The following is a 23,479-nucleotide window of genomic DNA, read 5'->3' as shown; positions in this document are numbered from 1 at the left end:
CACTCCGGTGCGCGGGTTGCCCCGCCTCCGGCCGCATATCTACAGATCGCTCAGCTATCGCGGGCCAGGCGCGCGAGTTCGCGCTGGGCAGCTTCGGCGGCGGCGCGTGATGTCGAGGTGGTGCTGATTGCGCGGCGTCCGGCCTTCGCCGCGACCGCCAGCGCGGCGGCACGCATGGGGGAGTCCGGTGCGGCAGGCACTTTCGCCATTGCTTCGGCGCGCAGCTGCTCGCGGTGGGCCCGGTCGCGTTCGGTCTGCTCAAGGTCGAGCGTGCGTTCGCGTGCCCGGTCGAGCAGCATGGGCGGCTCGTCTACGGGAACGGGTTTGAGCAGCCACGCCAGGTAGCCGTACGGATCGCGGGGTCGGTCGAAGATCTTGCGTCCGGAGAGGTAGACCTGGTCGAGCGCGGCGTGGACGTCGTCGGCGGTCCACCCGTTGATCGCGCGGCGGGTCAGGACGGCCGCGAGCCCTTGGGGGCCCAGCTGACGTACCCAGAGCGGAAAACGTTCGTCAGAACGGCATCTGGAGGCCAGCAGCAGTGCCCTGGGGTCGTAGGAGCGAGCTTTCCGGCGAGCCCGCTTCGTGTCCATGCCGCGCGAAGCGCGTCTGTCGATCACGTTCTGCGCGGGAGTAATTGAGCTGGATCGTGAGAGAGAAAGCGAACCAGAGCTACGCCCTGGTGGGGTGCCAAAACCCTGGTGGAGGATGGATTCGACGAGTGCGTTATCCACAGGGAAGAGCGGGGATTCGTGCAGCGCGGACACCGCTGCCCAGCCGCGGGCACGGTCGTCGCGACGCCAGGAATCCAGCCGCTCAAGCAGGGTGCGCTGGCGGCCGCGGAATACGACTGTGCGGGTGCCGAATACGGCGACGAGGCGTCTGCACCGGTGCATGGTGGATTCGCTGCGGCGGGTGAGTGTCTGCAGCGATCGGATCGTCACGCGGCTGTTGCGGCCGGTGCTGTAGTCGGCGCCGGCGGATTCGCCGAGCAGGTACAGCTCAAAGGTCTTGCGCCCGACGGACTCACACCGGCCTGCAGCACGCAGGTCGGTGTAGTGCTGGTCGTAGAGCGCGAGGTTGTGTGCGACCCAGCGGGCCCGCGACCACCAGCACGCCGGTGCCTCGTCGTAGGCATCTTCGGGCAGGTCGAGCTGTAGCGGTGGAATCTGGATTGGAAGAACCGCTGTGAGCGCCGGTTTCGGGCGCCGTCGTCGATTCAGACCATGGCGTATTTGCTGGTCAGGATATGTTTTCGCACTTTGGCAGTTGCAAACCGCGTGTCCACACACAATCTTGTGTGTGCGTGCGTTATCCTGAGACTTGCTCCGCATGAGCTAGTCCCTCTATTGAGGCGAGACACAACCCCTGGCGGCCAGGCCGGGGGTTTTCTCGCGTTTATGGGGTTTGTTGAGTGGCAGGCTCAGTGAGCTGCTGTCGGTCTCCCTGTCGCGATCCTCCTTCGAGGTGGTTGTACGGGTCGCAAGGTACTACTGGGAAGCGTTCGCGCCCAGGCGATGTCACACAGCGTGTGGGTGTTTCAGCTGGCGAGCTGGAGCTGCTCAGGTGTCTTGGTTTTCTTCGACACCTTCAACTCCCGCGTCAGAGCCGACTCGAAGTAGGCGCGGTAGGTCATACCGAGCCGCTTCGCTTCTGCTTTGACGGCGGAGAGCAGCGCCTCATCGATCTCGACCAGCTGGGGCTTTCCGCGTACCGCGCTCATACCCGTTATATAACTCGATCGCTCCAGCCGCTGTACAACGACACGCCGCACGGAACCCCTCCCAGGCGAATCTGTTGGCAATCCGCATCATTCGGTCTGGCATGTTTCAGATCGAATGATGCTCTGAAACCGCGCTATTCACCTGTAGGAAGGAGTCGGCTGGTGTAGCCCGCCGACACCAGCCGGTTGTATGCCTTGTCCACCTCGTCGGGAATGTTCTGCGCAGTCGCCCACCCGCGCTCGGCGTAAACCCAGATCCGTTGGGTGTCACCGACGAGCATGGTGATCACTCGGTCGACATCGCCGATCGAGCGCACGTAATCATCCAGGGGGAGTGGGAGAGACGAACAGAGCACTTCGACCTCGGGCCACCTCTTACGGCAGATCGCGAAGCTACGACGCTGCTGGTACGGCCGCGAGATCAGCATCACCGACCGGATCTGGCTCAGCTCGCCGCGCTGCTCTAGGGCTGCACGAGTGAAGTCGATGTTCTCGCCGGTGTTGGTTGCGTTGGGCTCCACCAGGATTGCGCTGTCGGGAACGCCCCGTCCGACGGCGTGTTCGCGATAGTGGACCGCCTCGCCTCGAGGGAAACGATCCGCAGTGGTTGGTGCGTTCGCGCCGGTGAATACGACGAGCGGGAACATCCCCTCGTTGTAGAGATCAGCGGTGTGGGTAGCGACACCCAGATCGTGGCTCCCGAGCCCGATCCCGACGTCTACGGGATGTATCTCCTGGGCGAGCTGGTTGTAATCCCATAGCGTTTCGACCTCGGCCCGGAGGTGGTCAGGTATAGCGATCGACGGCATGGTGGTTCGTCCTCACTCTGGAAGGTCGAAGCTGTAGGTCCAGGCGAATCGTGATGCAGCGTGAACTCCGCGGGCGAACTCGACCAGAGTGTCGTCAGCGGTGTAGGTCTGACGCGTCAGCACCATCACCGGCTCGCCGGCAGGGAGGTTCAGCTGCTCGGTCTCGTCAGGTGTCGGCATCCGAGCGAAGATCGTCTCGGTCATGTGGTCAGGCTCGAAACCCTGCAAGGTCAGGACGGCGAAACCCCCGCCGCGTCCAGCTGGCCCGGGAGTCGGGTCGACTAGCGGCGTGCCCGCGACGTGCGCTGGCAAGTAGTAGCTCGTCAGTGTGTGCGTTGGCTGGTCAGCGTCTTTTACGAGCCGAGCGCGCTCGTAAACGAGGCTGCCCGGCACCAGCCCGAATGCCTCGGCGACCTGGCTGTCGGCCTCGACCAGCTGGACGGTCTGCGTTTGATCGGTGAGCTGCCATGGACGGCCAGACGCCTCCCGGTCGGCCACGAAAGCCACAGTGTCCCCGAACTTCCACTTCTTCTTCGAGTACCGATCGGCGCCCAGGCGACGCATAGGCGGCCGCTCACGAACCACGGTGCCCCGCCGTCTGATTGGGGTCACCAAGCCTTCGGACTCCAGAAGGTTGATGGCTTGGCGCACGGTCTTGATGTTGACCGCGTAGCGCTCAGCCAGCTCGTCCTGCTTGGGCAGCGTCGCGCCAGGCGCGTATTCGCCCTGCTGGATCGCAGTGCGGAGACTCGCTGCCAACTCCCGGTATCCACCGATAGCCGCCATCGCCGTGCTCCTTCCTTCTCGCTCGTTAAGAGTAGCCATAACCCACCGTGCCAGACCGCATCGGGAATACAGCCGGTTCTATTGACGATACTCTCCCTTCCTGTTCCAATAGAGCTACCTCTATTACGGCAAGGGAGTACATGTCGTGACAAATCCGCAGATGCGCAGGGACGCAGACGCTCATGAACTGATCCGGTTGTCCGCAGGTGCCGCCCTGGTGGGTGTCCATTCGCGAACGCTCCGGCGATGGATCGACCAGGGCAAGCTGAACGGCTGGCGTATGGCGTCGAACCAGATCCGCGTCAGCCGCGCCGAGCTCCTCAAGCTGGCCACCCCCATGGCCTCACCAAGCCTGGGCGTCGCCGCCGGGGCCGATGATTCGGCGGTGGGGCGATGAACATCCCCAAGACCTGGAGCCGCGATATCTGGCGGCGCGCGGCAGCTCCCACCATCCCTGCGGTGTATGTCGCCGACGGGCACATGGTCAGCGAGGCGACCGAGCACCACGCCGATTCCATGGGCGAGGGCCGCTGGGTCGTCGACTACCTGCCGGGCCGTCACCTGACCCAGCAGCAGGCCAAGGCGGCCCTGCAGATCGCCATTGCGCCGGGGTGGCCTGAGGTCGAGCGTTGGTCGGCCGCACTGGGTTTGACCGCCGCTGAGGCGCTCGGCTACCTGGCCATGCCGGTGGGGGCATGATGCGCAACCACTACGTCGACATCTACGTCCCGGTCGGGCCCGGCGCTGGCACCGGCAACCCGCTCAAGGCCATCGCCGGTGCGTTCGGTGCTGTCATCGGCCTGGCGCTGCTGGTCATGGCCCTGGTGGTGCTGGCGTTCCCGAGCCACACCTACCCCGACGCCCCGGTGCAGGTCTCCACGGTGCCGATGACGGCCCGCACCGCGCCGGTGTGCGCCGCGTTCTGCCAGGACGCAGGTGAGCAGCGATGAGCACCGAAACCGTGCTGGACCCGGCGTTTTCGGCCAAGCGGGCGTGCCGCACCGTGCCGACGAACGTGTTCTTCCCCAAGCCGACCGACCAGGTGACCTTGGCGCGGGCCCGCGACGTGTGCGGGTCGTGCCCGGTGCTGCGCCAGTGCGCGAGCTGGGCGGGCCCGCTGGTCGAGGCCCGTCTGATCACCGAGGGCGTGGTGGCCGGCGTGCTGGCCCCGGCCAAGCAGGTCAAGCGCTACGCCACGGCACGCGAGACCGCTGTCGCCGAGCTGGCCGCGATCGCGGCCGGTGACGTCGAGCTGGTGTCGGTCGCGTGATGGCCATGACCGACACCGCTGGCTACGTGCGGGTTTTCCGCCTCGTCCGTGACCACGACGTCACGGGGTTCTCCGGTGCCGGTCATGTCGCCGACGGCGTGGTGTGGCCCGACGGGACGGTCTCGATGCGCTGGCGCGGCCCGCTGCGCACGACCGTCACCGCCGACTGCATCGACGACATCCAGACCATCCACGGCCACGACGGCGCGACCCGCGTCGTGTGGGCCGACCTAGGAGGTGCGGCATGGACCGCCGCGTGAAAGACCCCGGAACCAGTTCGACTTTCGACGAATGCAAGGAGCTGATCGCGGTGGGGGCGGTGGCTGGGCTCACGGTCGCGACCAGGACCAGCATCACTCTCGGTGAGGCCCTGTATGCCGATGTGCAGCAAGAAGTCCCATGGAACCCGATCGCCCTGGCGCTCAATATGGCCACCGGACAGCTGCACTGGACCGGAGCCGCGACCGGCGGTGCGGTCACCCTGGCCGCCGCCGTCGCCGCGGGCGCGGCCGGGACGGTGTGGGGCTGGCGGGCCGCGTGCCGCAAGTGCTCCCAGCTGGCCGACCGTCGCGGCGAGCGCAAGGAGCAGCGCCGCGAAGCCAAGCTCGCGGCCCAGGAGATCGACGCGCAGGCCCGCTACATGGCCGACGGCAAGGCCCTGGCCGACCTGCACCGCGGCGCGATCCTGAAGAAGGCCACCCAGCTGGGCGTGCAGATGGACGCCGACGACGCCCCCGGTGTGATGGTGGCGCGCAACGTCGTCGACGGCCGCGCCATCTACGGCTCCTACGAGGACCTGCACCTCGACATCTGGGGCCCGCGTTCGGGCAAGTCCACCTCGCGGGTGATCCCGGCGGTGATCGAGGCCATCGGCGCGGTCGTGGCGACGTCGAACAAGCGCGACGTGGTCGACGCGACCCGCACGATCCGTGACCAGCGCGGCGACACCCACGTGTTCGACCCGCAGGGTGTCGCCGAGGAGCCGTGCACCTGGTTCTGGGATCCGATCGCGTGGGTCGCCGGAGACGACGGCGGCCGCGGCGCCCAGGTGCGGGCGGCGATGCTGGCCGCGCACTTCGCCTCCGGCGGTGACGCCGATTCCCGCGACGCGTTCTTCGACCCCGAGGGTGAGAGCTTGCTGGCCGGGCTGATCCTGGCGGCCGCGCTCGCCAAACGCCCGGTGACGCAGGTGTTCGCGTGGGTGACCAAGGCCTCGGACCAGGAGCCGGTCGACGTCGTGGCCGAGGGCGGCTACAAGCTGGTCGCCGGTGCGCTGTCGGACCAGTACAACGCACCGGACAAGCAGCGCTCGGGCATCTTCTCCACGGCCAAGAAGATGGCCGCCTGCCTGCAGTACGACCACATCGCGCCGTGGGTGTGCCCGCCGGCCAAGGGTGAGCGGGCGCGCAAGGAGTTCCGCGTCGCGGAGTTCGTGCGCTCCCGCGACACCCTCTACCCGTTGAGCAAGGAGGGCCCCGGTTCCGGCGGCCCGCTGGTGGCGGCGCTGTGTGAGGCCATCACCTTCGCCGGTGCCGAGATGGGCACCCGGTACCCGGGTGGCCGGATGCCGGTGCCGCTGCTGGTGGTGCTCGATGAGGCCGCCAACATCGTGAAGTGGCGTGATTTGCCCAAGCAGTACAGCCACTTCGGGTCGCGCGGCATCGTCGTGATGACCGTGCTGCAGTCCTGGGCCCAGGGCGTGCGGTGCTGGGGTTCTGACGGCATGACCGCACTGTGGTCGGCGGCCAACATCAAGTGCCTCGGCGCCGGTCTCGACGACGCCGGATTCCTGCGCGATCGCTCCGAGCTGATCGGCCCGCACTACGAGCTCACCACCTCGGTCAGCAAGTCCAAGGGCCAGGGGCAGGGCTCGAAGTCGCAGTCGGTCTCGACCTCGCGCACCAGCGAAATCACCCTCCACGCCAGCGATCTCGCCGCCCTGCCCAAGGGGCGCGTCGTGGTCTTCATCTCCGGGCACGCCCCGATGCTCGGCGCCACCGTGCCGTGGATGGACCGCCCGTACGCGCCCCAGATCCGCGCCGCGCTCGACGAGCTCGCCTCCACCCTGCAGCACCCGGCCCGCCCGGCGCTGCACGTCGTCCCCAACCCCAACCAGGAAGGAAAGTCCGCATGACCACGACCGAGGACACCACCGACAACACCGAGGTCGCCGACGCGACCGTCGCCGAGGCTGCTGCGGCGATCGGTGGGGTCGACCTGACCGAGTCGCTGTCGGCGGCGGTGCGCAAGGCGGTCAACGCCCAGGTCACCGCCGCCGCGAAGGAGATCGCCCAGGGCGCGATCAACGACTTCCTCACCAAGGACGTCATTGCCACGATGCGCGAGACCGCGCTGCTGGAAGCCGAAGCAGCGGTCAACCCCGACGCGGCCGCCGCAGTTGCCGCCGCCGACGACACGGCCGGGGACGCTGATCCGCATCCCGAAGCCGCGCAGGAAGAAGAGCCGGAGGAGGAGCCGCGCAAGCTGCACCACGAGCGCCTGGACCTGTTCGTGGAGAAGTACCTCGCGCACAGCTACCGGCGTGAGGTCACTCGCACGGGCATCGAGAGCACTCGCCGCTGGTGCCCGCAGTGGTGGGACCACTCCGAGGCGGTGGGCCGCCTCGAGGCGCTGTGGATGGCCTGGGAGCAGGCCCGTCTGGGTGAGGGCGCGGAGATGGCGGCGTGGTGGGTGCAGTTCGCCGATCCGATGATGGCGGCCCTGTACGACCCGGAAGGCGTGTTCAAGTACTGCTCGGTCGCCGACGGGCACAAGGACTCCCTGAAGCGGCTGCCGACCACGCCCGCGCCCAAGGGCTGGTTCGTCGACGGACACGCTCACGATGGACCCGAGCCGGGTATGACGGCGTCGGGTCTGTACCTGCCGCCGCCGTCGACTGGCCGGGGCCGTGTGGTGGTCGCGATCGATGAGTTCGGCGAATGACCAGCCAGCAGCCGAAGGGCTCGTGGGAGACGATCACCGCCGCCCTGGAATCCCGGGTCGGTGAGGGTAAGCCCTCGGGTGACTGGACGAAGTACTGCTGCCCGAGCCACGAGGGCGACGGCCGGGCGCACAAGCCGTCGTTGGGGGTCAAGTACGACCCGGGCCAGCAGCGCACCGTGGTCCGGTGTTTCGCGGGCTGTGAGAACGAGCAGGTCCTCGAAGCTGTCGGTCTCGAGGTGAAGGACATGTTCGATCGGCGCCTGGACCGCGCCGCTGGGCGGGGCCGCCGCGCATATCGGCCCCGCCCGGCTCAGCGGCCGGTGTCGCGTTCGGACAAGGCGCTCGAAGCCGCGGGGCTGCCGCCCAAGCAGCCCGGCCGCCCGGATCTGGGGCGTCAGACCTCGGCGTGGAAGACCGTCGAGGCCTACCCCTACATCCGCGCCGACGGCACCGTCGCCGGTGAGGTCATCCGCAAGGAAGCCCGGTTCGAGCACGGCCGCGACAAGGAGTTCACCCAGCGCCGCTGGAACACCGATCTCGGGGCGATGGAAAACGGCGGGTTCGAGCCGATCCCGTACCAGCTGCCGCAGGTCCTCGACACCATCGCCGACGGCGGCGTCGTCTACATCGTCGAAGGCGAGAAAGACGCCAAGGCAGCGGCTTCGGCCGGGCTGACCGCGACCACCAACGCCGGTGGCGCGATGGTCTGGGGCCCGGAGCACTCGAAGTGGTTGCAGGGTGCGGGCACGGTCGTGATCGTCGCCGACCACGACACCGCCGGATACCGGCGCGCCGACCGGGTCATGTCGACCCTGGCGGGCCTGGTCGGGCGGGTGCGGGTCGTGCAGGCCGCGACCGGCAAGGACCTGCACGACCACCTGATGTGTGGCCACGACATCAGCGAGCTGGTCCCGATCCCGCATCTGGACCCCTACACCCCCGGCCCGGGCGCTGTTGCAGCGCAGGCCGATTCCACTCCCGCAGCCGAGACCCCGAGCGTCTCGGCTGCTCCGTCTGTCACCCCTGAAGGAGCCCCCGTGCCCGAGTACATGCTCGCCCTGTCCGGCGATGTCCCCCAAACCCACAGCGATGAGGTCGATTCCATCGGTGCGCACTGGAGCACCTTTATGCGGCTGTTCATGTCGCAGCTGGCCGAGATCGCCCGCAAGCAGGCCGAGAAGCGCGCCCAAGCCGAGCGGGTGGCACGCGATAGGTCCGAGCGCGAGGCAGAAGAGCTCGCCGCCCGCCACGCCGCCGAGCAGAAGGCAGTGGAGGCGCGGTTGCGCAAGCTCGCCGACGCCGGCCTCGACAACGCCTCACGCACCCAGCTGGCCGAGGCCATCGTCGATGCGGCGGCCTGGTGCGAGGATTCGCAGGTCGCTGCCCAGGCGATGGCTCAGCTCAGCCATCACGTACACCAGCGCTACGGCGTCCGGATCGACCCGCTCACCGGTGAGGTCATCTCCGAGACTGCCGCCGAGGCCACCGGAGGTCTGGCCAGTGCGCTCATGGGTGCCGAATCCGACCGCGCGGCCGCGGCCCGCCTCGTCACCGCCCGGAAGCGGATGGTCGATCTCGTCGCGAACACCGAGGTCGACGAGGACCGCAAAGCCGAGCTGTACGCGGCGATCGAGACCTGGTGCGCGCATCCCAGCGCACGGGCCCTGACCGAGCTGACCAAGGTCATGGAAGACAAGGGCGTGCCGGAGAAGGTGCGCACCGAGGCGCGTTTCGTCGCCGTCTACCTCGGGCGCCCCGGTGATGTGGTGCCGATGGCCGAGCTGGCCGAGATCCGCGCGGTGCAGCCCACCGCCGAGCTGCGACGCCTGCCTGAGGCGCTGGTCGACCCTGGCGAAGAGGTCAAGCCGCGCGTCGACGACCTGCTGAACCGCTACCAGGACCGGGTCAAGCTTGGTGCCCCGACCGAGTCGATCCGGACCCAGTTGTCCGAGGCCATCGCGGTGATGACGCCGGAGGACCAGGACGCCGCCCGTGATCGCGGCCGCGCCATCAACAAAACCCCGACCGAGGAGTTCCCGCCGCTGTGGCCCGACCACGTCGACCGCGACGAGCTGGCCACCAAGATCCGCATGTACGCCACCCTCGCCCCGCAGGCCGAGCTCGCGGCGGGCAAGGCCTCTGACCTCGACGATGCGACCGCGGCTGGGCTGATGCGTCAGGCCGCCAAGCACCGCAACGCCATCACCAAGGCCCTCAAGTCCGGCAAGGGCCTGCACACCTACGAGCGCGACCAGATCAGTGCGGTCCTGCGCGACATCGAGGCCGGGAAAACCCAGACCCCGGACATGCTGTTCGCCGATGACCGGTCCGCGGCCGCCGTCGACGCCGACCGCGCCACCCACATCGCCCGCGACACCAGCTACGCCAACCGCCGCCAAGCCGAGCAGATACTCACCTCGAATCAGGCGCCGGAGGGCACGGCGCGGCGGGTCCGGACCGAGCTCGGCCGGGTGATGGACGCCCAGACCGAGTTGGGCCGGGGCCACGGCATCCTGCCCGACTACGAGCGGCTGGGCCTGGACCAGCAGCTCGGCGCCAAGCTCGCCGCCGTCGGTGTGCCCGAACCGCTGCGCAACAAGCTGGCCCATCACCTCGACTACGCGGCGGGGGAGTCGGCCAGTGCGGGCAAGTCGGCCCAGCGCATCGCCGACCGGTGGGCCGAGCGCCGGGAAGCGGTCGTGGTGGCCCGCTCAGTCTCCGGCGCCGCCGCTGGCGCTGCGGGCCCGGACTACGACAGCCCCGAACGCCGCGCCGGCCTCGAAAAGGATGTGCGCGCGGCCGGGGTCAGTGAGGACTCGGTCGCCCAGCGGATGGCCGCCGACGCCGGACGGGCGCGGCCGCCGAGCGCGGCGGTGCGCAACGCCCGCGGCGGCACCCGACGGACGTCGCCCGGCATGGGTGTCTCGCGCACCCAGCACCGCGGTCGCCGAGGCAAGGGCCCCGAAAAGGGCCTGGGTCGGTGACGTTTCCGCGATGAGCACCACTGATGAGCAGCCCGACACCTACCCGTGGCGGGCTGCTCCGCCTCACTTGATGACCCGCCGCCAGCTGCGCGCTGCAGGCCTGGCCCCAGGCGGTGCGCAGCCGGTCGCGGTCATGGTCCGCGAAACGAAGCGCCGCGGTAAGGCCCGCCGGATCTGGGCCGCTCTCTTCGACTCCACGGTGGCCCCGCCCAAGCGTGAGGCCACCCCCGCTCAGCTCGAAGCGGTCGCCAAAGCGGTCCGCGGCCGCAAGCTGCGCGCCGCGCAACGTCGTGGCTTCACCGAGGCCGACCTGACCCAGACCGGCGATCCCGGACCGGCCTGGACCACCACCCACCAGGAGGAAAACACCATGAACGACAACCAGACCGACCATCAGGAGCTGCTGCGCCAGGCCGCCGAGCTCGTCGTCACCGCCCAGTTCGGCAGCACTTCGATGTTGCAGCGCAAGCTGCGGATCGGCTATGCGGCGGCCTCACAGGTGATGGACCGGCTCGCCGAGCAGGGCATCGTCGGCCCGAGCAGGGGCTCGAAAGCACGCGACGTACTGATCGATGTCGACCGCCTCGAGGACGCCGTCGCGGGTCGCCTGACCGCTGAGGCTACCGGCAAAGCAGACGCCGAGATCAGCGCGATCACTACCGAGGTCGACCAGCTCGCGGCCGCCGGTCAGATCCCGGCAGATGTGGCTGCGACCGTGCCCGCGCTGGTAGATGACACAACCCTTTTCGGCCGCCCGGCAAGCATCGAACCCGAAGCCGCGGTCCCCGGCTTCGATGCGGTCGATGGTCTCGCCTACGACCTGGAAGCGCAGTTCGCCGCCGCCTACGACAGCCAGGACCCCGTCGAGACCGACGCAGCGCGCACGGCGCTGCTGGACCATCTGCGCACGCACCGCGAGGCTCTCGAAGGGGCATCGCAATGGCAGGGCTGGTACGCGCGCATCGACCGTGAGGTCCAGCCCGATCCGGTCGGGCACGGGCAGCGTCGCGCCCAGCTCCACGCCCTGGTCGCGGTCAACCAGGCCCGCCACAACCTCGACCAGCTGCGCGCTGCCGCAGGCGAGGAGCTCGCGCCCACCCACTTCGCCGCACGCACCGCGGCCGAGGACCGTATGGCGCAGATCCCCTGGCACAACCCGGATTCGTGCTCGATGATGCTGGTCGACGCGCTCACCTGGCGCGAGGAATCCTCGCTGGCTGCCGAGCGTGCCGATCAGCTCATCGCGTCTTACGCCCACGAGTGGGGCGTGATCATCGACCCCCAGACAATGAAGGTCACCATCGACGGCGGCCACGATGCCGCTGCCCGCCAGGAGTTTTCCGATGCGGCGGCGCTGTGGGCACGTGAGCGAGCCGCGATCGGGATGCTCGCCACGGCACCGATCACCCCTGCAGCCAAGGTCGCAGTGGAAGAAGCACTGGCACGGTGGTCCGGTGAGGAGAGCATCGACCCGGCCGCCCCGCGAACCCACATCGACACCGAGCAGGCCCGCCGAGCCCAGCTCGCCGCCGACCTCGACCAGGCCAAGCTCAGCGAATCCGACCGGGCCATGGTCGATTTCACCGTCGACTACCTGCGTGGTGACACCACTGATCTGGACCTGCTCACCACGCCCGTGGTGGTCGACCCGGGCGAAGAAGCCCGCGGCCGCATCGGCGCGCTGCTGGACCGATTCGCCGCCAAGCAGATGTCGGGCGCCGTCATCACCGAGGAGCTCAAGGTGATGACGCCGGCGGACCAGCAGGCCGTGCGCGCGATCGGCCTCGCGCTCAAGGCAGGGGAGCGGCCGGATCTGGACCCCTGGCCCGACTACGTCGACCGCGACGAGCTGGCCGAGAAGATCGATGCCTACGTCATCGACGCCGAGGAGCAGGCCATGGAAGCCGACTTCCTTGTCGAGGACGACGCCCATGAGCGCCGCCAGGTCGGCATCAGCGGCGACGTCGGCGATCGCATCGCGCGGATGGCCACCGCCCGCGACGAGCTGCGCGGTATCGCCGTCGACGGCAAGGGTCTGACCCCGATCGAGCGCGCCCAACTCACCGCGGTACTCGACGACATCGACCTCGGCCGAATCCGGCGTGAGGACCAGGTGCCGGAGCTGATGTTCGCCGACGAGCGCACCAAGTCCGACCTCGACCATCGGCGCACGATCAAAGCGGCCTCGGCCCTAAAGAAGACGTTCACCGAGACGATCACCCAGCAGATCGACGACACCGGCATCACCGGGGTCACCGCCACCGAGCAGCAGACCGCGGCTGTGCGGTCCGGTGTCGCCGATCTCGGTGAGACGATCCAATCGGTAACTGTCGGCGCCACCGAGGGCGTGGAGCGGGCCCGTCAGAGGTTCACCCAGCAGCGCGACGCCCTCACCTCCAATCTGGCGTTCGCGGGTGCCGATGTGGACCAGCAGACCGCGATCCGAGCGCAGATCAACGCTGTCGGCGGGCGGGCCGGACAGCTCGGTCGCGCGGTGCACCAGCGCAGCACGGCGTGGGAGGCCCGCACCGCTGCGATCGTCACCCAACGCGATGACCGGGTTGCCCAGCGCCAGGCCGCAGCCTCCGCGCGAGGTGGTCGCACCCCGCGCACCGGCAAGTCGGTTCGCGGCGACCAGTCGAAGTCCAGTTCGCCTGCGCCAGTGCCGATGCGGGCACCGGCCGGTCGGCGCCACATCCACACTCCCGAGGTGGAGAGATGACCGAGCTGATCGACCTCTACGTCATCGCCCGCCTCGACACCGGGGACGCGGCCGCTGACCTCTACAGCTGCGAGGTCTACTACGACGCCGAGACCGGCACCTTTCACGGGCGCACCGTGAATTCGTGGTGGGAATCGGTGCGCCTACCCGCCGAGGCCGAAGCGAGCCTGGACGCGCTGGACCGGGCACTGAGCGGCGCCGGGTACGCCCGGATCGGCCAGTGGCGCAAACGCGCAACGGCCTCCGGGGCCGTGCGGTATTTCGCCGACGCGACTACCTGCGTAGAGGAGCTGTGACCGGCACACGGTAGCCACACAAGACTGGGCCCTCACCCGAGCGGAATTCGGGTGAGGGCCCAGCTATGTTCTCAGGCGGCACGGCTACAGGTGCGAGTCCACATCCATACGCTGATGGAGTATCCGGACGACCTCGACGTCGTCGTCGGCGTTGATCCGGTAGTAGATGACGTGGGAGGCCGCGGCCGCGAGCTTGCGGTAGCCGGGGCGGATCTCATCGCACGCCCGGCCGACACCAGGTGTGGCGGCGGCGGTTTCGATCGCGGCCTGGATCCGCCGGATGTAGGTGTCGGCCTGCTCGGCGTTCCAGATCTTTTCGGTGTAGTCCCAGATGTCATGCAGGTCGGTCTGCGCTGCCGGAGTGAGCAGGTAGCGGGTCACCGGCGCTTGCCCGCCAGGAAGGCGTCGAAGTCGAACGGGGTGGCCGGACCACTGTTCTCGCCGTCGACGAGCGCGGCACGCAGCGCGCGCAGCTGCGTCTCGCGGTCCTCGAGCAGGCGCAGCGCGGTGCGCACGACGTCGCTGGCCGAGCTGTAGCGGCCAGAGGCGACCTCTTCAGCGATGAACCCGGTGTAGTGCTCGTCGAGACTGATCGATGTGTTCCTACCCATGACCAGCAGATTACCAAATTTTGGTAACATTGCGGGTATGGACCGGCCAGATCGATCAGGCCGAGTACCGACGGCGCGGCAGGCAGTGGGCGGCGGACAGGAGAGACCGCCGGCCACGCTGACGCGGTTACGCGGCGACGTCGAACAGCGTCAGCGCGATCGGCTGGAGTGCTGCGGCGGCGCGCTGCTCGGCAGCCTCGCGGCTCGCGCACCGCGGGCCGATGCCCGCTCGCACCGATTCCGCCGAGACGAGCCACCCATTACAGCGGCGGCAGTGCGCCACCAGTCGAACCTCGGGACGGTCGCCGGTTCCGGCCATGCCGATCACCTCCAAGCACAATGCCGCAAGCGTGACACGAGGCACCGACAGATCCGCCTTACAGCAGCCACAGTGCGGCCTCGGCCAGGCAGTGGAGGAGTTCCTCTGCCACCGCACCTGCGAGGGCGGTCGCAGCGGCACCGGCGACGTAGCGGGCCCATCGGGTGAAGCGGGAGCGCTGGGGAACCTCGGGCGACGAGGTGCTGCCGGAAGTGCTGGACGGCGGGTTGGCCGCGGCGTTGTCGGTCATGGCGCGAGACCGTAGAAAACCGGGGTGCAACCGCCTCGCTCGTCGGGATCGGTCGCTACGCCAGACGAGCGGGGTCGGTGCGGGATGGGCTGTGCGGTAGTTGTTTTCGTGCATGACCTCAACCCTGGGGCACCAATTTTCGACTGTTTCAGTCCTATTGGTCCAGGGTCATGGGTGCCCCGATAGCAGACGAATCCGCGACTGTTTCAACGCCGGCGCAGCGTCATTTGCGTGCGGGTCCGACGGCGGCGAACCGTGTGCACCACTGTTCCAGGACATCGGTGTCGAGCAGTTGTTTGGCGACCGGCACATCGACGTCGAGAGGCTGGGCGGTCACGACGATCTCGCGGTGGTCCGGGTCGTCTTCCGGGGTGAAGAACCAGTGGGCGACGTCGACGACCTTCACCGACAGCGGCTGTTCGCCGACGTCGAAGTTGAGCCGCTCGCCGACGCGGGGTGCGGTCAGACCGTTCACCGTGACGGTGACGATCTCGTCGGTGTCGGCGGAGACGAGGATCGCGAGGGTGTAGCGGACAGGTCCGTCGAGCGTCGGATCGGCGCTGGCGGTGTCGGATTCGAGGGTGGCCATCGCGCCATCCTCGCGCGGCTGCGGCGACCACACGGCCGTTTCGTCCAGCCCGAGCTCGGCCGCGCTGCCGAGCTCGGGCTGATGACACACGAACCGGGTCTGTTTCAGCTCGAATTTCCGGTCACCAGCGACCTTGCGACCTGCGCATTGATCGGTTTCGCACAAACGCATGAGGCGGGCTGAAACAACACATGGGCCTCGATCAGAGCGCGGTCTGCACGAGGCAGCTTTTGGCCAGAATCGGCGCCCGGCTGACGTCCCGTTGCCGAAAGCCGCCTTGCGTGCGCTTCTTCCGCGACCACCTTCCCTAGCTGTAGCAATTTTGCTACATTTGTCTGTAGCAAAATTGCTACAGTCTCAGGGGGTTTCCATGATCGACCAGACCGCTATCACCGCAGCGACTTTCGCTGCCGTGCTCGGTGCCTTCCTCGTCGGCCACCAGGTCGGCGACTACTGGGTGCAGACCAGCCACCAGGCCGCGGGCAAGGGCGCGCCGGGCTGGCACGGGCGGTGGGAGTGCGCCAAGCACGTCGCCACCTACACGCTGACGCTCGCGCTGTGCCTGGCGGCGGTGGCCTGGTGGCTACACCTGCCGATCGACCTCGGCTGGGCCGCCGGCGGTCTGGCGGTCAGCGCGGTGACCCACTACTGGGCCGACCGGCGTACCACGCTGGCCGCGCTCTCCGACCGCCTCGGCCTGGGTGGCTTCTACCGCGCCGGGACCGGACTCGCCTCTGGCGCGGCACATCTGGATCAGTCCTGGCACTGGCTCTGGCTCGGCGTCGCTGCCCTGGTCACCACCGGGCACTGACCAATCCCCCTCCGACCTTCCACGACGACAGCAATCACGACAGCAGTAAGGAATTCGCAGATGGACATCGATCAGACTCGCGGCCGCCACGGGATCCACCCTCAGCCCGACGGAACCTTTCGCCACACCTACGAGCTGGCATGGATCGGCAACCACGGCGCGGCCGAGGAACTCGCCGACTACGCGGCGGGCTCGCTCGCGGCGTTGATCGCGGCGAAGACCGACCCGGACAGCCTGGCCGACCCGACCACGCTCGATTCCGCCATCACCGATGTGGTGCGCTTACAGCGTCTGCTCGAGGCCACCTACGACGAGCTGCTGTGGATCGGTCGCGGATACCCGCCGGGGCAGACCACTCCGACACGAGAACCGGTCCTGAGCTGGCGTGAGGTGACCGCCGCCGGGGGCGGGAACTACCGCTCAACCGCGCAACGCCGGTTCGAGAAGCTCCTCGGAGGCACCCGCGCGTTCTATGCCACCCGCTTCGCCAAGCGCGGGTAACTCGGACCGCAACACGAAGAACGGGCCGCTGGCATCGTCGCCGGCGGCCCGTTCTCGCGGTCTGGGGTCCCGGTATGCGGGGTATCGGGGTCGCTCAAGGACGAGATCCACGCTCTCGCCGCCCGCGCCGAGGATTGTGTGCGCGTCCTCGGGATCGAGGCCGAGGAGTATGCGCACGAACTGGCCGAACAGCTGTGGCAGCAGCGCGGCAGCGAGCGAGACAGTCCCACCGGCGACGACCAAAGCCGAAGCCGACCGGGTCGCCCTCGCGATCTTGAACCGCGCACTCCGCGATTCGGAATGAGCACCGCCACAGCGTGATTCGATCAGGCACGCCCTCACCTTGAACTTCCGAAACGTCGAAAAACCTTGCGCCCAGTCCGTTTTCGCTGGTCAGCGCCTGTTTCGTTGATGTCGGTGGGTAGTGGTACATCTCCCTGCGCGTTCGGCGAGCGCTCGGCCGGGCGATGTTCCACTTCCCCCGCTCATCAGGGGCAGGGGTCGCATCGACGTTCAGGAGGGTTTCGACTTGATCGGCATTGGTGTGTTCGTGGTGATGGTGTTCGTGGTGGCCGGCCTCGCGGGCGGGGTCGGGTTCATGGTGGGGCGCGGCCGCGCGGCTGTCGCCGAGGAGCAGGCGCGGCGCTGGCAGGAGGCCGCGGATCAACTGCGGCGCGAGCGGGATGCGGCGGGGGAGAAGGCCGACATCGAGAAGGAGGCTGCGGTCGAGAAGGTGCGTATCGAGCGGGACGCGGTCACCGAGCAGGCTCGGCGCGATCGTGAGTCCGCCGGTGAGCAGCTGGAGGTGCTGCACGAGAAGGTCCGCACCGAGACGGCCGCTCGTGCGCGGGCCGAGGCCGATCTGACCGCGGCGGAAGGCCGCTACGACGAGCAGATCGAGCTGTTGCGCAACGAGAAGGAGAGCATCAAGCGGATGGCCGCCGAAGTCCTCGAGGTCACCAACGGCCGGTGGATGAAGCAGCTCACCGACATGGTCGACCAGCGCGCCCAGGCCACCGGCCAGGAGCTCGACCAGCGGCGCAAGGCCATCGACGAGCTGATCAAGCCGCTCTCGACGCAGGTCTCGACCCTGACCGAGTACGTGCGCGGGGTCGAGAAGGACCGGGTCGGGTCCTACGCTGCGCTCGGTGAGCGGCTGCAGCAGCTGTCCACCGACAACGAGCAGTTGCGGGTGACCAGCACGCAGGCACGCGAGGAGACCGCGCGGCTGGTGAGTGCCCTGCGCCGGCCGCATACCCGCGGCAAGTGGGGCGAACAGCAGCTGCGCAACGTCGTCGACGCCGCCGGGATGCTCAACCACGTCGACTTCGCCGAGCAGCCCAGCCTCACCGACGGCGACGCCACGCTGCGCCCGGACATGACGGTGCGGATCGGTGGGCAGATGACGATCGTGGTCGACGCCAAGACCCCGTTCAACGCGTTCCTCGACGCCCACGACGCCCGCGACGCCGACGAGCACAAGAAGCTGATGGCCAGCCACATCAAGACCATGCGCAGACACATCGACCAGCTCTCCGACAAACAGTATTGGGACCTTCCCGATCACTCGCCGGAGCTGGTGGTGATGTTCGTGCCCTCGGAGGTGTTCCTGTACGAGGCGTGGGAGCAGGACCCCGAGCTGTGGAGATACGCCGTCGACCGCAAAGTCGTCCTGGCCACCCCGACCAGCTTGCTGACGATGCTGAAGTCGGTCGCGATGGTCCTGCGGCAGGAGGCGATGGCCGAAAACGCAAGGGTCACCGCGGCCATGTGCGCTGCCTTGACCAAGCACCTGCGCAAAGTGGCCGGAGAGCTGAACAAACTCGGCACCAAACTCGGCGGCGCGGTGAACCAGTTCAACGTCACCGTCAACGCCATGGAACGCGAAGTCCTGCCCGCAGCACGACAGATCGAGGAGCTGCAGGGCGCCGACGCCGCCGACGCAATCCCTGCCCCCAGCACCGTCGATCGGGTGGCCAAGACTCTCGCGCTCCCCGAGGCGACGGAGACCGACGGCAGCCGGGCCGACGATCAGGATGATGTGCTGGAGGTCGGCACGGCCGAGATGGACCGCAACGTCGTGGATTTCATCGCCCGGAACTGAGGCCAAGAACGGTGGAACGGCCGCCTACATGGGCACGTAGGCGGCCGTTTCCCAACTATCGGCGCTGCGCGCCGAACAGGCTGAGCACCGCCGCCAGCACCCCCGCAGCGGTCTGCCAGTCGGTCAGCAGACCCACGACCGCGGCGATGTCGAGACCGAGGACCAACGCGAGTAGTGGGTGTACGGGCTGGGGGGCCGGGGGCGGAACGTCTTTCTCGGGGGGCGGGCGTTTGGTTACGCTCATCCTCGTCTCCGTTTCTGAATGCACAACGACGGTGATCTGACCGCCTTCCGCCCTTGCCCGGTGGAAGGCGGTTCTTATTCGAGCACAAGCACTTCGCCGCAAGGGATGCACTTAGAATCTGCCCATGTCACGGGGTCTGGGTTCCGTTCAGCGCGAGATACTTTTCGGCCTGATGCTCAGGACCGAGCTCGGCGCCGACCCCCTTCGGTGGGAGCGCCTCAGCGCTCTGCCGAATTGGTGGGATGTGGATGCGGATCTCAACCCTCACGACAAGGCGCCGCGGGATCGGCCCGCGCGAGCTACCTGGCGCAGAGCGATCCGCAGCCTCAGTGATCGCGGGTTGGTCGAGAGCCGTATGGCCACAACGGTGGACCCACAGAGACCAGCAATTCTCGTGCTGCGCATCACGGTTCAGGGACTGCGATGGGTGCAGGAGGATCCGAGGCTACGAGAGCACAGTGATGCGCTGATTCTCGCGCCTTTTCCAGACAGATGTCCGTCTGGCGACGACGGCGGATCCGCGTTCGAATTGGCCGGTTCACAACACTGTCGATATCGCGGCAGAGAATTTACTCTTCACGCCCATGTCCTCGTGCGGTGCCGCGAGTGTGGGACCTCGTTCCTGCACCCACCGTTCCGCATCAGCACCTGCTACGTGTAGCCGTGTTCGCCCAAGCGCACCGCGCGAGACGGTTGAACGCGGGCAGGAGGGCCCGCGCCGAGACTGCTACAGCGCGCCGAGCGCGACGATCTCTTCCTGGCTTCGCTTGATGGTCAGCAAGACCAGGTGCCAATGGGCGTGGCACCGTGTGTCGATCCAATCGCTGGCGGTGGTGACTTCGAGCAGCACGCCGCGAAGCGCGGCCCGGGCCGCGGCGGTCATCCCGGATACGGGGGATTCGGCGGCGTCGAACTCGCGCATCCGCGCTGCCCGGATGGTGGCCGCCCAGCCGATCTGTGCGGGGGTGCCGGTGAGTTCCGGCCATCCGGCCCGGCGGGCTGATTCGAGGTTTGCGGTGTTGACGGCATCGTGCGCGCTCATACAGCGATGGTGCATCTGCGGTATGACAACCCCAGGGCCGCACGGGGATCCGGCGTATCGTCAGACCTGGACGTCGTCGACGGCAGGGGACCGTGGTGAGCAGCTTGGCCGATCGCTACCTGGATCTGATCGCAGAGATGCAGCAGGTGGGATGGCATCCCGACCAGCAACGCCTCGATGAGATCGGCGCCGAGCTGGTCGAACTGGACCATCAGCTCAAGATCTCCGGGATGACTGGGCCGGACTACGACCGGTTGGACAAGATGCGCGGTAGGGCGCACCACCTGCTGTTGGAAGCTCGCAGTGATCACGACATCGCGCGAGCCGCCGCCGAGGCCGCTCGGAAGCGGGAAGCCCACGATGCTGCGTACCCAAACATCCTGAGCCCACAGCGAAACGCCCTCGCCGATTGGTCGGGTAACGCGCTTGAGCGTGCCCTGCGCGAGCGCGAGCGTGGCTACGGCCGAGAACGCTGAACCACCTACCACGTCGGCATCCGCCAGCGGGGCCGTCAGGCAGCGACCCGGGCGCCCGGTGGCAGCAGAAATATGCCTTCACCTCGACTTTTTCCCGGGATTCCAATCGCCGGTTTGGGGTGTGGTTCCTGCTGCGGGCCAGTACGGTACCGGCCCATGGCCCGTCGTAAACCGAGCATCCCCGAGCGGGCGCAGCTGGCCCGCGCCGCCGTGGAATACATCGAGCACTACGCCAAGCGGGAGCCGGATCAGGAGCCCTACGATCTGGCGTTCCGTGGGCTCGGCAAGATCGTCTGGCTACACGCACAAAGCCGCGACGGGATCGCCGCCTACGCCGCGAAATGCTGGATCACCGGCGAAGAACCGTACGCCGGGATGAGCCCGACCGATCTCGAGGACGCCGAACGCGGCCGCCAGGAACAGGCTCGGCACAACCGCGCGGTCGCCACCCAGACCAACCGGCGCATCGCCACCCGAATCGACGTTATCGACCAGACCAGCACCCGCTGCACGGCGCCGACGAAGTCCGGTCGGCCGTGCGGCATCGAGCCGCTCGCCGGCCGCAACCGCTGCCACGTGCACGCGGCCGACCTGCAGTGCGGTGCGGTCAAGGCCAACGGGCAGCGGTGCGCGATCCCGACCGGCGGCCGCGGCCTGTGCGCGAAGCACGAGAGCTGAGTCAGTTCGTGACGAGGTAGTCCACGACGCGAGGGCCGGTGCGGGCCAGGCCGGAGTCCAGCACGCTGGTGCGGTAGGTCTCCCAGTCGGCGAGCTTGGGCTGGTCACGCTCGGCGCCGCGGTGGGCCATGCGCTCGCGGAGCTGGGTGGTGTCGGTGCCGACCCAGACTGTGCGGATCGTGGTGTCGCCGCCGGCGATCGTGCGGATGTATTCGCTGAGCCGCTGGCCTTGTTCGCCGGCGGCGCTGATGTAGCCGAGGAACGGGGCGTCGACCACGACGGGGCAGCGGCGGGCGATGGTGACGGCCTGCTGGACCAGCGCGGCGTAGAGGTTTCTCTGGGGGACCTGGACCTGTGGTGTGACGTGGTGTTGACGACACTCCGACGGGGTTTTGCGACTGTTCTCTGAGGTGTGTAGCTCTGTGGCTCCGTGTTGATTCCGCTACGGAGAACGGAGGACGGGTGCGGGCTTTTCCAGTTCAGATGCCATCTGGCGGTCGATATTGGACGGTGCTCGATGGGAACTATGACGTGGAGCCGGTCGCTGACCGGTACTTGAGGGCACCGGGTACCGGCCCTTGCGTGTCGCCGACACCCTCTTCTGAGAGCCTCAGCCCAGGTCGAAGCGCGTCCGGTAGCGGATCCGTCAACGGGACAGCAACCTTTCCGATCGCATCGACTGTTGCCGCGTGTACCGCATTCCGCAGCCCACCGGGTTCAACCGGTCGGCTGAGAGAACGATCGCGGACGAGCGCACACCCGTGCTGCAAAAACGAGTAGTCACCTACCTGCGACATCCGTGCTCACGTGCGTCAGGCTCAGATAGTCCCGACCACGAGACTCGACACCGCCAGCTGGAGAGCAGGGAGAGAACCCATGTGCGCTCAGGCTGCCCCGGCTCCGGAGCAGCAGACTCGCAGACAAGAGGCGTCGTTCGACTACGACGCGTTCATCTCCTACACCCACCACGATCGGCCGGTCGCCGCCGGGATCCAGAAGAGCCTGCACCGCATCGGCCGGCGGGTGGGCCGACTGCACGCGCTGCGGGTCTTCCGTGACGCCACCGACCTGACAGCCAGTCCTGACCTGTGGGGCAAGGTCACCGATGCGATGGACCGTGCCCGCTACCTGATCGTGGTGCTCTCCCCGACTGCGGCCGCCTCCGGCTGGGTCAACAAGGAGGTCACCCACTGGCTGCAGGACCGCGGGCCCGAACGGCTACTGTTCGTCGTCGCCGGCGGGCATCTGACCTGGGACCAGGACACCGGACGGTTCGACCCGGACCGCTCCACTGCGGCCCTGCCGGTGCTGACCGAGCCGGGGGCACTCGCCGCGGAGCCGTTCTATGTCGACGTCAGCGACGACGCCCCCTGGGATCCGCGCGCACCGATGTTCCGGGAGAAGGTCACCGACCTGGCCGCCCCGATCCACGGCAAACCCAAATACGAACTCGCCAGTGACGACCTGCGCGAGCAACGCCGCTTCCGCCGCCTCCGGCGCGCCGCCATCGTCGGCCTGGTCCTGTTGACCGTTATCGCCGTCATCGCGGCCACGATCGCGTTCATGCAACGAAGAGAGGCGATACACCAACGGAACCAGGTGATAGCTCGACTGCTGGTGTCCGACGCCAGGGCCATGCTCGCCGGTAGCCGGTCCGGCGGCGACGTTCGTGCGCTGCAGCAGATCCTGGCCGCGCAGCGGATCGGATCGAACCCGGACGAAGGCGCACTCCTCGACGCCCTAATCGCCCGCGGCGGCGCGCTCGAGATCATCGAGACGACCGCTCCGGTGAGGGTGGCACTCAGCCCGGACGGACAGCGCGTCGTCTCCGCCGGCAGCGACGACACGGTGCGGCTATGGGACACGGCCACCGGCCAACTCGTCGGCGACCCGATCACCGCGCACCAGAATGAGGTGACCAGCGTGGCGTTCAGCCCGGACGGGCGGTACATCGTATCCGGCGGCGGCGACGGCACGCTGCGACTACGGGACGCGGACACCGGCCAACCCACTGGCGAACCCCTGAACGGGCACCAAGGCCAGGTGACCGGTGTGGCGTTCAGCCCGGACGGGCGGCGAATCGTCTCCGGCGGTATGGACGGCACGGTGCGGCGCTGGGACGCGGCCACTGGCCAGCCGATCGGTGACCCGATGACCGGGCACCAGAACTCGGTGTTCGTCGACGTGAAGTCGGTGTATGCGGTGGCGTTCAGCCCGGACGGGCAGCGAATCGTCTCCGGCGGTATCGACGGCACGGTGCGGCTGTGGGACGCGGACACCGGACAACCCGCCGGCGACCCGATCACCGGCCACCAGGGTCTGGT

At 68.1% G+C, this 23,479-nt stretch carries 28 protein-coding genes; 16 read left to right on the top strand and 12 right to left on the bottom strand.

Features of this window, described 5'->3' with window-relative positions:
• Positions 1–50 precede the first annotated feature (50 nt).
• The 4 genes from ACFVAV_RS33340 to ACFVAV_RS33325 all read right to left on the bottom strand — a co-directional run bounded on the left by ACFVAV_RS33340 (position 51) and on the right by ACFVAV_RS33325 (position 3,315).
• Positions 51–1,331, bottom strand: coding sequence for a hypothetical protein (locus ACFVAV_RS33340; RefSeq protein ID WP_379039600.1), 1,281 nt, complete (start codon positions 1,329–1,331; stop codon positions 51–53).
• A 206-nt stretch (positions 1,332–1,537) separates the two neighbouring features.
• A complete protein-coding gene (locus ACFVAV_RS33335) occupies positions 1,538–1,720 on the bottom strand; it encodes a hypothetical protein (protein ID WP_379039599.1) in 183 nt (60 codons plus the stop codon).
• A 134-nt stretch (positions 1,721–1,854) separates the two neighbouring features.
• Complete coding sequence (locus ACFVAV_RS33330) at positions 1,855–2,529, bottom strand: YdcF family protein (RefSeq protein ID WP_379039598.1); 675 nt, start codon at positions 2,527–2,529, stop codon at positions 1,855–1,857.
• A gap of 12 nt (positions 2,530–2,541) precedes the next feature.
• Positions 2,542–3,315 (bottom strand): GntR family transcriptional regulator, encoded by a 774-nt coding sequence (locus ACFVAV_RS33325; RefSeq protein ID WP_379039597.1) that lies wholly within the window; start codon positions 3,313–3,315, stop codon positions 2,542–2,544.
• Between the two features lie 160 nt (positions 3,316–3,475).
• Between ACFVAV_RS33325 and ACFVAV_RS33320 the strand changes: the two genes are divergently transcribed.
• From ACFVAV_RS33320 to ACFVAV_RS33275, 10 genes are read left to right on the top strand one after another with little or no spacing between them, the layout of a single operon-like run.
• Positions 3,476–3,712: a helix-turn-helix domain-containing protein gene (locus ACFVAV_RS33320; RefSeq protein WP_379039596.1), complete on the top strand. Its 237-nt coding sequence runs from the start codon at positions 3,476–3,478 to the stop codon at positions 3,710–3,712.
• Complete coding sequence (locus tag ACFVAV_RS33315) at positions 3,709–4,014, top strand: hypothetical protein (protein ID WP_379039595.1); 306 nt, start codon at positions 3,709–3,711, stop codon at positions 4,012–4,014. Before ACFVAV_RS33320 ends, ACFVAV_RS33315 begins: the two co-directional genes overlap by 4 nt.
• The gene (locus tag ACFVAV_RS33310) at positions 4,011–4,265 is read left to right on the top strand and encodes a hypothetical protein (RefSeq protein ID WP_379039594.1); all 255 of its coding nucleotides are present in this window, start codon (positions 4,011–4,013) and stop codon (positions 4,263–4,265) included. Before ACFVAV_RS33315 ends, ACFVAV_RS33310 begins: the two co-directional genes overlap by 4 nt.
• A complete protein-coding gene (locus ACFVAV_RS33305) occupies positions 4,262–4,585 on the top strand; it encodes a WhiB family transcriptional regulator (protein ID WP_379039593.1) in 324 nt (107 codons plus the stop codon). The genes ACFVAV_RS33310 and ACFVAV_RS33305 overlap by 4 nt, the downstream gene beginning before the upstream one ends.
• Before the next feature lie 5 nt (positions 4,586–4,590).
• Entirely contained in the window at positions 4,591–4,845 is a 255-nt protein-coding gene (locus ACFVAV_RS33300; RefSeq protein ID WP_379039592.1) for a hypothetical protein, read from the top strand.
• Positions 4,830–6,719 (top strand): type IV secretory system conjugative DNA transfer family protein, encoded by a 1,890-nt coding sequence (locus ACFVAV_RS33295; protein ID WP_379039591.1) that lies wholly within the window; start codon positions 4,830–4,832, stop codon positions 6,717–6,719. The genes ACFVAV_RS33300 and ACFVAV_RS33295 overlap by 16 nt, the downstream gene beginning before the upstream one ends.
• A complete protein-coding gene (locus ACFVAV_RS33290) occupies positions 6,716–7,528 on the top strand; it encodes a DUF4913 domain-containing protein (RefSeq protein ID WP_379039590.1) in 813 nt (270 codons plus the stop codon). The genes ACFVAV_RS33295 and ACFVAV_RS33290 overlap by 4 nt, the downstream gene beginning before the upstream one ends.
• On the top strand, positions 7,525–10,512 hold the full coding sequence (locus tag ACFVAV_RS33285) for a toprim domain-containing protein (RefSeq protein WP_379039589.1): 2,988 nt from the start codon (positions 7,525–7,527) through the stop codon (positions 10,510–10,512). Before ACFVAV_RS33290 ends, ACFVAV_RS33285 begins: the two co-directional genes overlap by 4 nt.
• A gap of 10 nt (positions 10,513–10,522) precedes the next feature.
• Entirely contained in the window at positions 10,523–13,234 is a 2,712-nt protein-coding gene (locus ACFVAV_RS33280; protein WP_379039588.1) for a DNA translocase FtsK, read from the top strand.
• Entirely contained in the window at positions 13,231–13,530 is a 300-nt protein-coding gene (locus ACFVAV_RS33275) for a hypothetical protein (protein WP_379039587.1), read from the top strand. The genes ACFVAV_RS33280 and ACFVAV_RS33275 overlap by 4 nt, the downstream gene beginning before the upstream one ends.
• Positions 13,531–13,614: 84 nt before the next feature.
• On the opposite strand, the gene ACFVAV_RS33270 is transcribed toward ACFVAV_RS33275, so the two are convergent.
• The 5 genes from ACFVAV_RS33270 to ACFVAV_RS33250 form a co-directional block, all read right to left on the bottom strand.
• Entirely contained in the window at positions 13,615–13,911 is a 297-nt protein-coding gene (locus ACFVAV_RS33270) for a type II toxin-antitoxin system RelE/ParE family toxin (RefSeq protein WP_379039586.1), read from the bottom strand.
• Positions 13,908–14,141: a type II toxin-antitoxin system ParD family antitoxin gene (locus ACFVAV_RS33265; RefSeq protein ID WP_379039584.1), complete on the bottom strand. Its 234-nt coding sequence runs from the start codon at positions 14,139–14,141 to the stop codon at positions 13,908–13,910. The genes ACFVAV_RS33270 and ACFVAV_RS33265 overlap by 4 nt, the downstream gene beginning before the upstream one ends.
• Positions 14,142–14,268: 127 nt before the next feature.
• On the bottom strand, positions 14,269–14,460 hold the full coding sequence (locus ACFVAV_RS33260; RefSeq protein WP_379039583.1) for a DUF6011 domain-containing protein: 192 nt from the start codon (positions 14,458–14,460) through the stop codon (positions 14,269–14,271).
• A gap of 58 nt (positions 14,461–14,518) precedes the next feature.
• Positions 14,519–14,710, bottom strand: coding sequence for a hypothetical protein (locus ACFVAV_RS33255; protein WP_379039582.1), 192 nt, complete (start codon positions 14,708–14,710; stop codon positions 14,519–14,521).
• 223 nt (positions 14,711–14,933) lie between these two features.
• On the bottom strand, positions 14,934–15,389 hold the full coding sequence (locus ACFVAV_RS33250) for a hypothetical protein (RefSeq protein WP_379039581.1): 456 nt from the start codon (positions 15,387–15,389) through the stop codon (positions 14,934–14,936).
• A gap of 280 nt (positions 15,390–15,669) precedes the next feature.
• Between ACFVAV_RS33250 and ACFVAV_RS33245 the strand changes: the two genes are divergently transcribed.
• The 3 genes from ACFVAV_RS33245 (at position 15,670) to rmuC (ending at position 18,715) form a co-directional block, all read left to right on the top strand.
• Positions 15,670–16,110: a transcriptional regulator gene (locus ACFVAV_RS33245; RefSeq protein ID WP_379039580.1), complete on the top strand. Its 441-nt coding sequence runs from the start codon at positions 15,670–15,672 to the stop codon at positions 16,108–16,110.
• Between the two features lie 60 nt (positions 16,111–16,170).
• Positions 16,171–16,611, top strand: coding sequence for a hypothetical protein (locus tag ACFVAV_RS33240; RefSeq protein WP_379039578.1), 441 nt, complete (start codon positions 16,171–16,173; stop codon positions 16,609–16,611).
• 529 nt (positions 16,612–17,140) lie between these two features.
• Positions 17,141–18,715, top strand: coding sequence for a DNA recombination protein RmuC (gene rmuC / locus ACFVAV_RS33235; protein WP_379039577.1), 1,575 nt, complete (start codon positions 17,141–17,143; stop codon positions 18,713–18,715).
• A 55-nt stretch (positions 18,716–18,770) separates the two neighbouring features.
• On the opposite strand, the gene ACFVAV_RS33230 is transcribed toward rmuC, so the two are convergent.
• Together ACFVAV_RS33230 and ACFVAV_RS33225 are read right to left on the bottom strand one after the other, a co-directional pair.
• Entirely contained in the window at positions 18,771–18,959 is a 189-nt protein-coding gene (locus tag ACFVAV_RS33230) for a hypothetical protein (protein ID WP_379039575.1), read from the bottom strand.
• 727 nt (positions 18,960–19,686) lie between these two features.
• Entirely contained in the window at positions 19,687–20,001 is a 315-nt protein-coding gene (locus ACFVAV_RS33225) for a hypothetical protein (protein ID WP_379039574.1), read from the bottom strand.
• A 104-nt stretch (positions 20,002–20,105) separates the two neighbouring features.
• Here ACFVAV_RS33225 and ACFVAV_RS33220 point away from each other — a divergent pair, with 104 nt between their 5' ends.
• Together ACFVAV_RS33220 and ACFVAV_RS33215 are read left to right on the top strand one after the other, a co-directional pair.
• A complete protein-coding gene (locus ACFVAV_RS33220; RefSeq protein ID WP_379039573.1) occupies positions 20,106–20,477 on the top strand; it encodes a hypothetical protein in 372 nt (123 codons plus the stop codon).
• A 156-nt stretch (positions 20,478–20,633) separates the two neighbouring features.
• Positions 20,634–21,155 (top strand): hypothetical protein, encoded by a 522-nt coding sequence (locus ACFVAV_RS33215; protein ID WP_379039572.1) that lies wholly within the window; start codon positions 20,634–20,636, stop codon positions 21,153–21,155.
• 1 nt (position 21,156) lies between these two features.
• Here ACFVAV_RS33215 and ACFVAV_RS33210 read toward each other — a convergent pair whose 3' ends face one another.
• Positions 21,157–21,432: a hypothetical protein gene (locus ACFVAV_RS33210; RefSeq protein WP_379039571.1), complete on the bottom strand. Its 276-nt coding sequence runs from the start codon at positions 21,430–21,432 to the stop codon at positions 21,157–21,159.
• Positions 21,433–22,031: 599 nt separating this feature from the next.
• On the opposite strand from ACFVAV_RS33210, the gene ACFVAV_RS33205 reads away from it, so the two are divergent.
• On the top strand, positions 22,032–23,479 hold a 1,448-nt coding region (locus ACFVAV_RS33205), incomplete at its 3' end, for a toll/interleukin-1 receptor domain-containing protein (protein WP_379039570.1).

Origin of the sequence: Nocardia sp. NPDC057663 (assembly GCF_042799895.1) — a bacterium.
Lineage (GTDB): Bacteria > Actinomycetota > Actinomycetes > Mycobacteriales > Mycobacteriaceae > Nocardia.
Note: the sequence above shows the minus strand (reverse complement) of the source record. Positions and strands in the feature narration are given on the sequence as shown.

What these genes read in the sequence shown, in the direction of transcription:
- ACFVAV_RS33260 (WP_379039583.1), bottom strand. Translation starts at nt 14,460, where the DNA reads ATGGCCGGAACCGGCGACCGTCCCGAGGTTCGACTGGTGGCGCACTGC.
- ACFVAV_RS33290 (WP_379039590.1), top strand. Translation starts at nt 6,716, where the DNA reads ATGACCACGACCGAGGACACCACCGACAACACCGAGGTCGCCGACGCG.
- ACFVAV_RS33240 (WP_379039578.1), top strand. Translation starts at nt 16,171, where the DNA reads ATGGACATCGATCAGACTCGCGGCCGCCACGGGATCCACCCTCAGCCC.
- ACFVAV_RS33230 (WP_379039575.1), bottom strand. Translation starts at nt 18,959, where the DNA reads ATGAGCGTAACCAAACGCCCGCCCCCCGAGAAAGACGTTCCGCCCCCG.
- ACFVAV_RS33335 (WP_379039599.1), bottom strand. Translation starts at nt 1,720, where the DNA reads ATGAGCGCGGTACGCGGAAAGCCCCAGCTGGTCGAGATCGATGAGGCG.
- ACFVAV_RS33330 (WP_379039598.1), bottom strand. Translation starts at nt 2,529, where the DNA reads ATGCCGTCGATCGCTATACCTGACCACCTCCGGGCCGAGGTCGAAACG.
- ACFVAV_RS33285 (WP_379039589.1), top strand. Translation starts at nt 7,525, where the DNA reads ATGACCAGCCAGCAGCCGAAGGGCTCGTGGGAGACGATCACCGCCGCC.
- ACFVAV_RS33305 (WP_379039593.1), top strand. Translation starts at nt 4,262, where the DNA reads ATGAGCACCGAAACCGTGCTGGACCCGGCGTTTTCGGCCAAGCGGGCG.
- ACFVAV_RS33320 (WP_379039596.1), top strand. Translation starts at nt 3,476, where the DNA reads ATGCGCAGGGACGCAGACGCTCATGAACTGATCCGGTTGTCCGCAGGT.
- ACFVAV_RS33325 (WP_379039597.1), bottom strand. Translation starts at nt 3,315, where the DNA reads ATGGCGGCTATCGGTGGATACCGGGAGTTGGCAGCGAGTCTCCGCACT.
- ACFVAV_RS33215 (WP_379039572.1), top strand. Translation starts at nt 20,634, where the DNA reads ATGGCCCGTCGTAAACCGAGCATCCCCGAGCGGGCGCAGCTGGCCCGC.
- ACFVAV_RS33275 (WP_379039587.1), top strand. Translation starts at nt 13,231, where the DNA reads ATGACCGAGCTGATCGACCTCTACGTCATCGCCCGCCTCGACACCGGG.
- ACFVAV_RS33255 (WP_379039582.1), bottom strand. Translation starts at nt 14,710, where the DNA reads ATGACCGACAACGCCGCGGCCAACCCGCCGTCCAGCACTTCCGGCAGC.
- ACFVAV_RS33315 (WP_379039595.1), top strand. Translation starts at nt 3,709, where the DNA reads ATGAACATCCCCAAGACCTGGAGCCGCGATATCTGGCGGCGCGCGGCA.
- ACFVAV_RS33265 (WP_379039584.1), bottom strand. Translation starts at nt 14,141, where the DNA reads ATGGGTAGGAACACATCGATCAGTCTCGACGAGCACTACACCGGGTTC.
- ACFVAV_RS33245 (WP_379039580.1), top strand. Translation starts at nt 15,670, where the DNA reads ATGATCGACCAGACCGCTATCACCGCAGCGACTTTCGCTGCCGTGCTC.
- ACFVAV_RS33340 (WP_379039600.1), bottom strand. Translation starts at nt 1,331, where the DNA reads ATGCGGAGCAAGTCTCAGGATAACGCACGCACACACAAGATTGTGTGT.
- ACFVAV_RS33300 (WP_379039592.1), top strand. Translation starts at nt 4,591, where the DNA reads ATGACCGACACCGCTGGCTACGTGCGGGTTTTCCGCCTCGTCCGTGAC.
- ACFVAV_RS33310 (WP_379039594.1), top strand. Translation starts at nt 4,011, where the DNA reads ATGATGCGCAACCACTACGTCGACATCTACGTCCCGGTCGGGCCCGGC.
- ACFVAV_RS33295 (WP_379039591.1), top strand. Translation starts at nt 4,830, where the DNA reads ATGGACCGCCGCGTGAAAGACCCCGGAACCAGTTCGACTTTCGACGAA.
- ACFVAV_RS33280 (WP_379039588.1), top strand. Translation starts at nt 10,523, where the DNA reads ATGAGCACCACTGATGAGCAGCCCGACACCTACCCGTGGCGGGCTGCT.
- ACFVAV_RS33225 (WP_379039574.1), bottom strand. Translation starts at nt 20,001, where the DNA reads ATGAGCGCGCACGATGCCGTCAACACCGCAAACCTCGAATCAGCCCGC.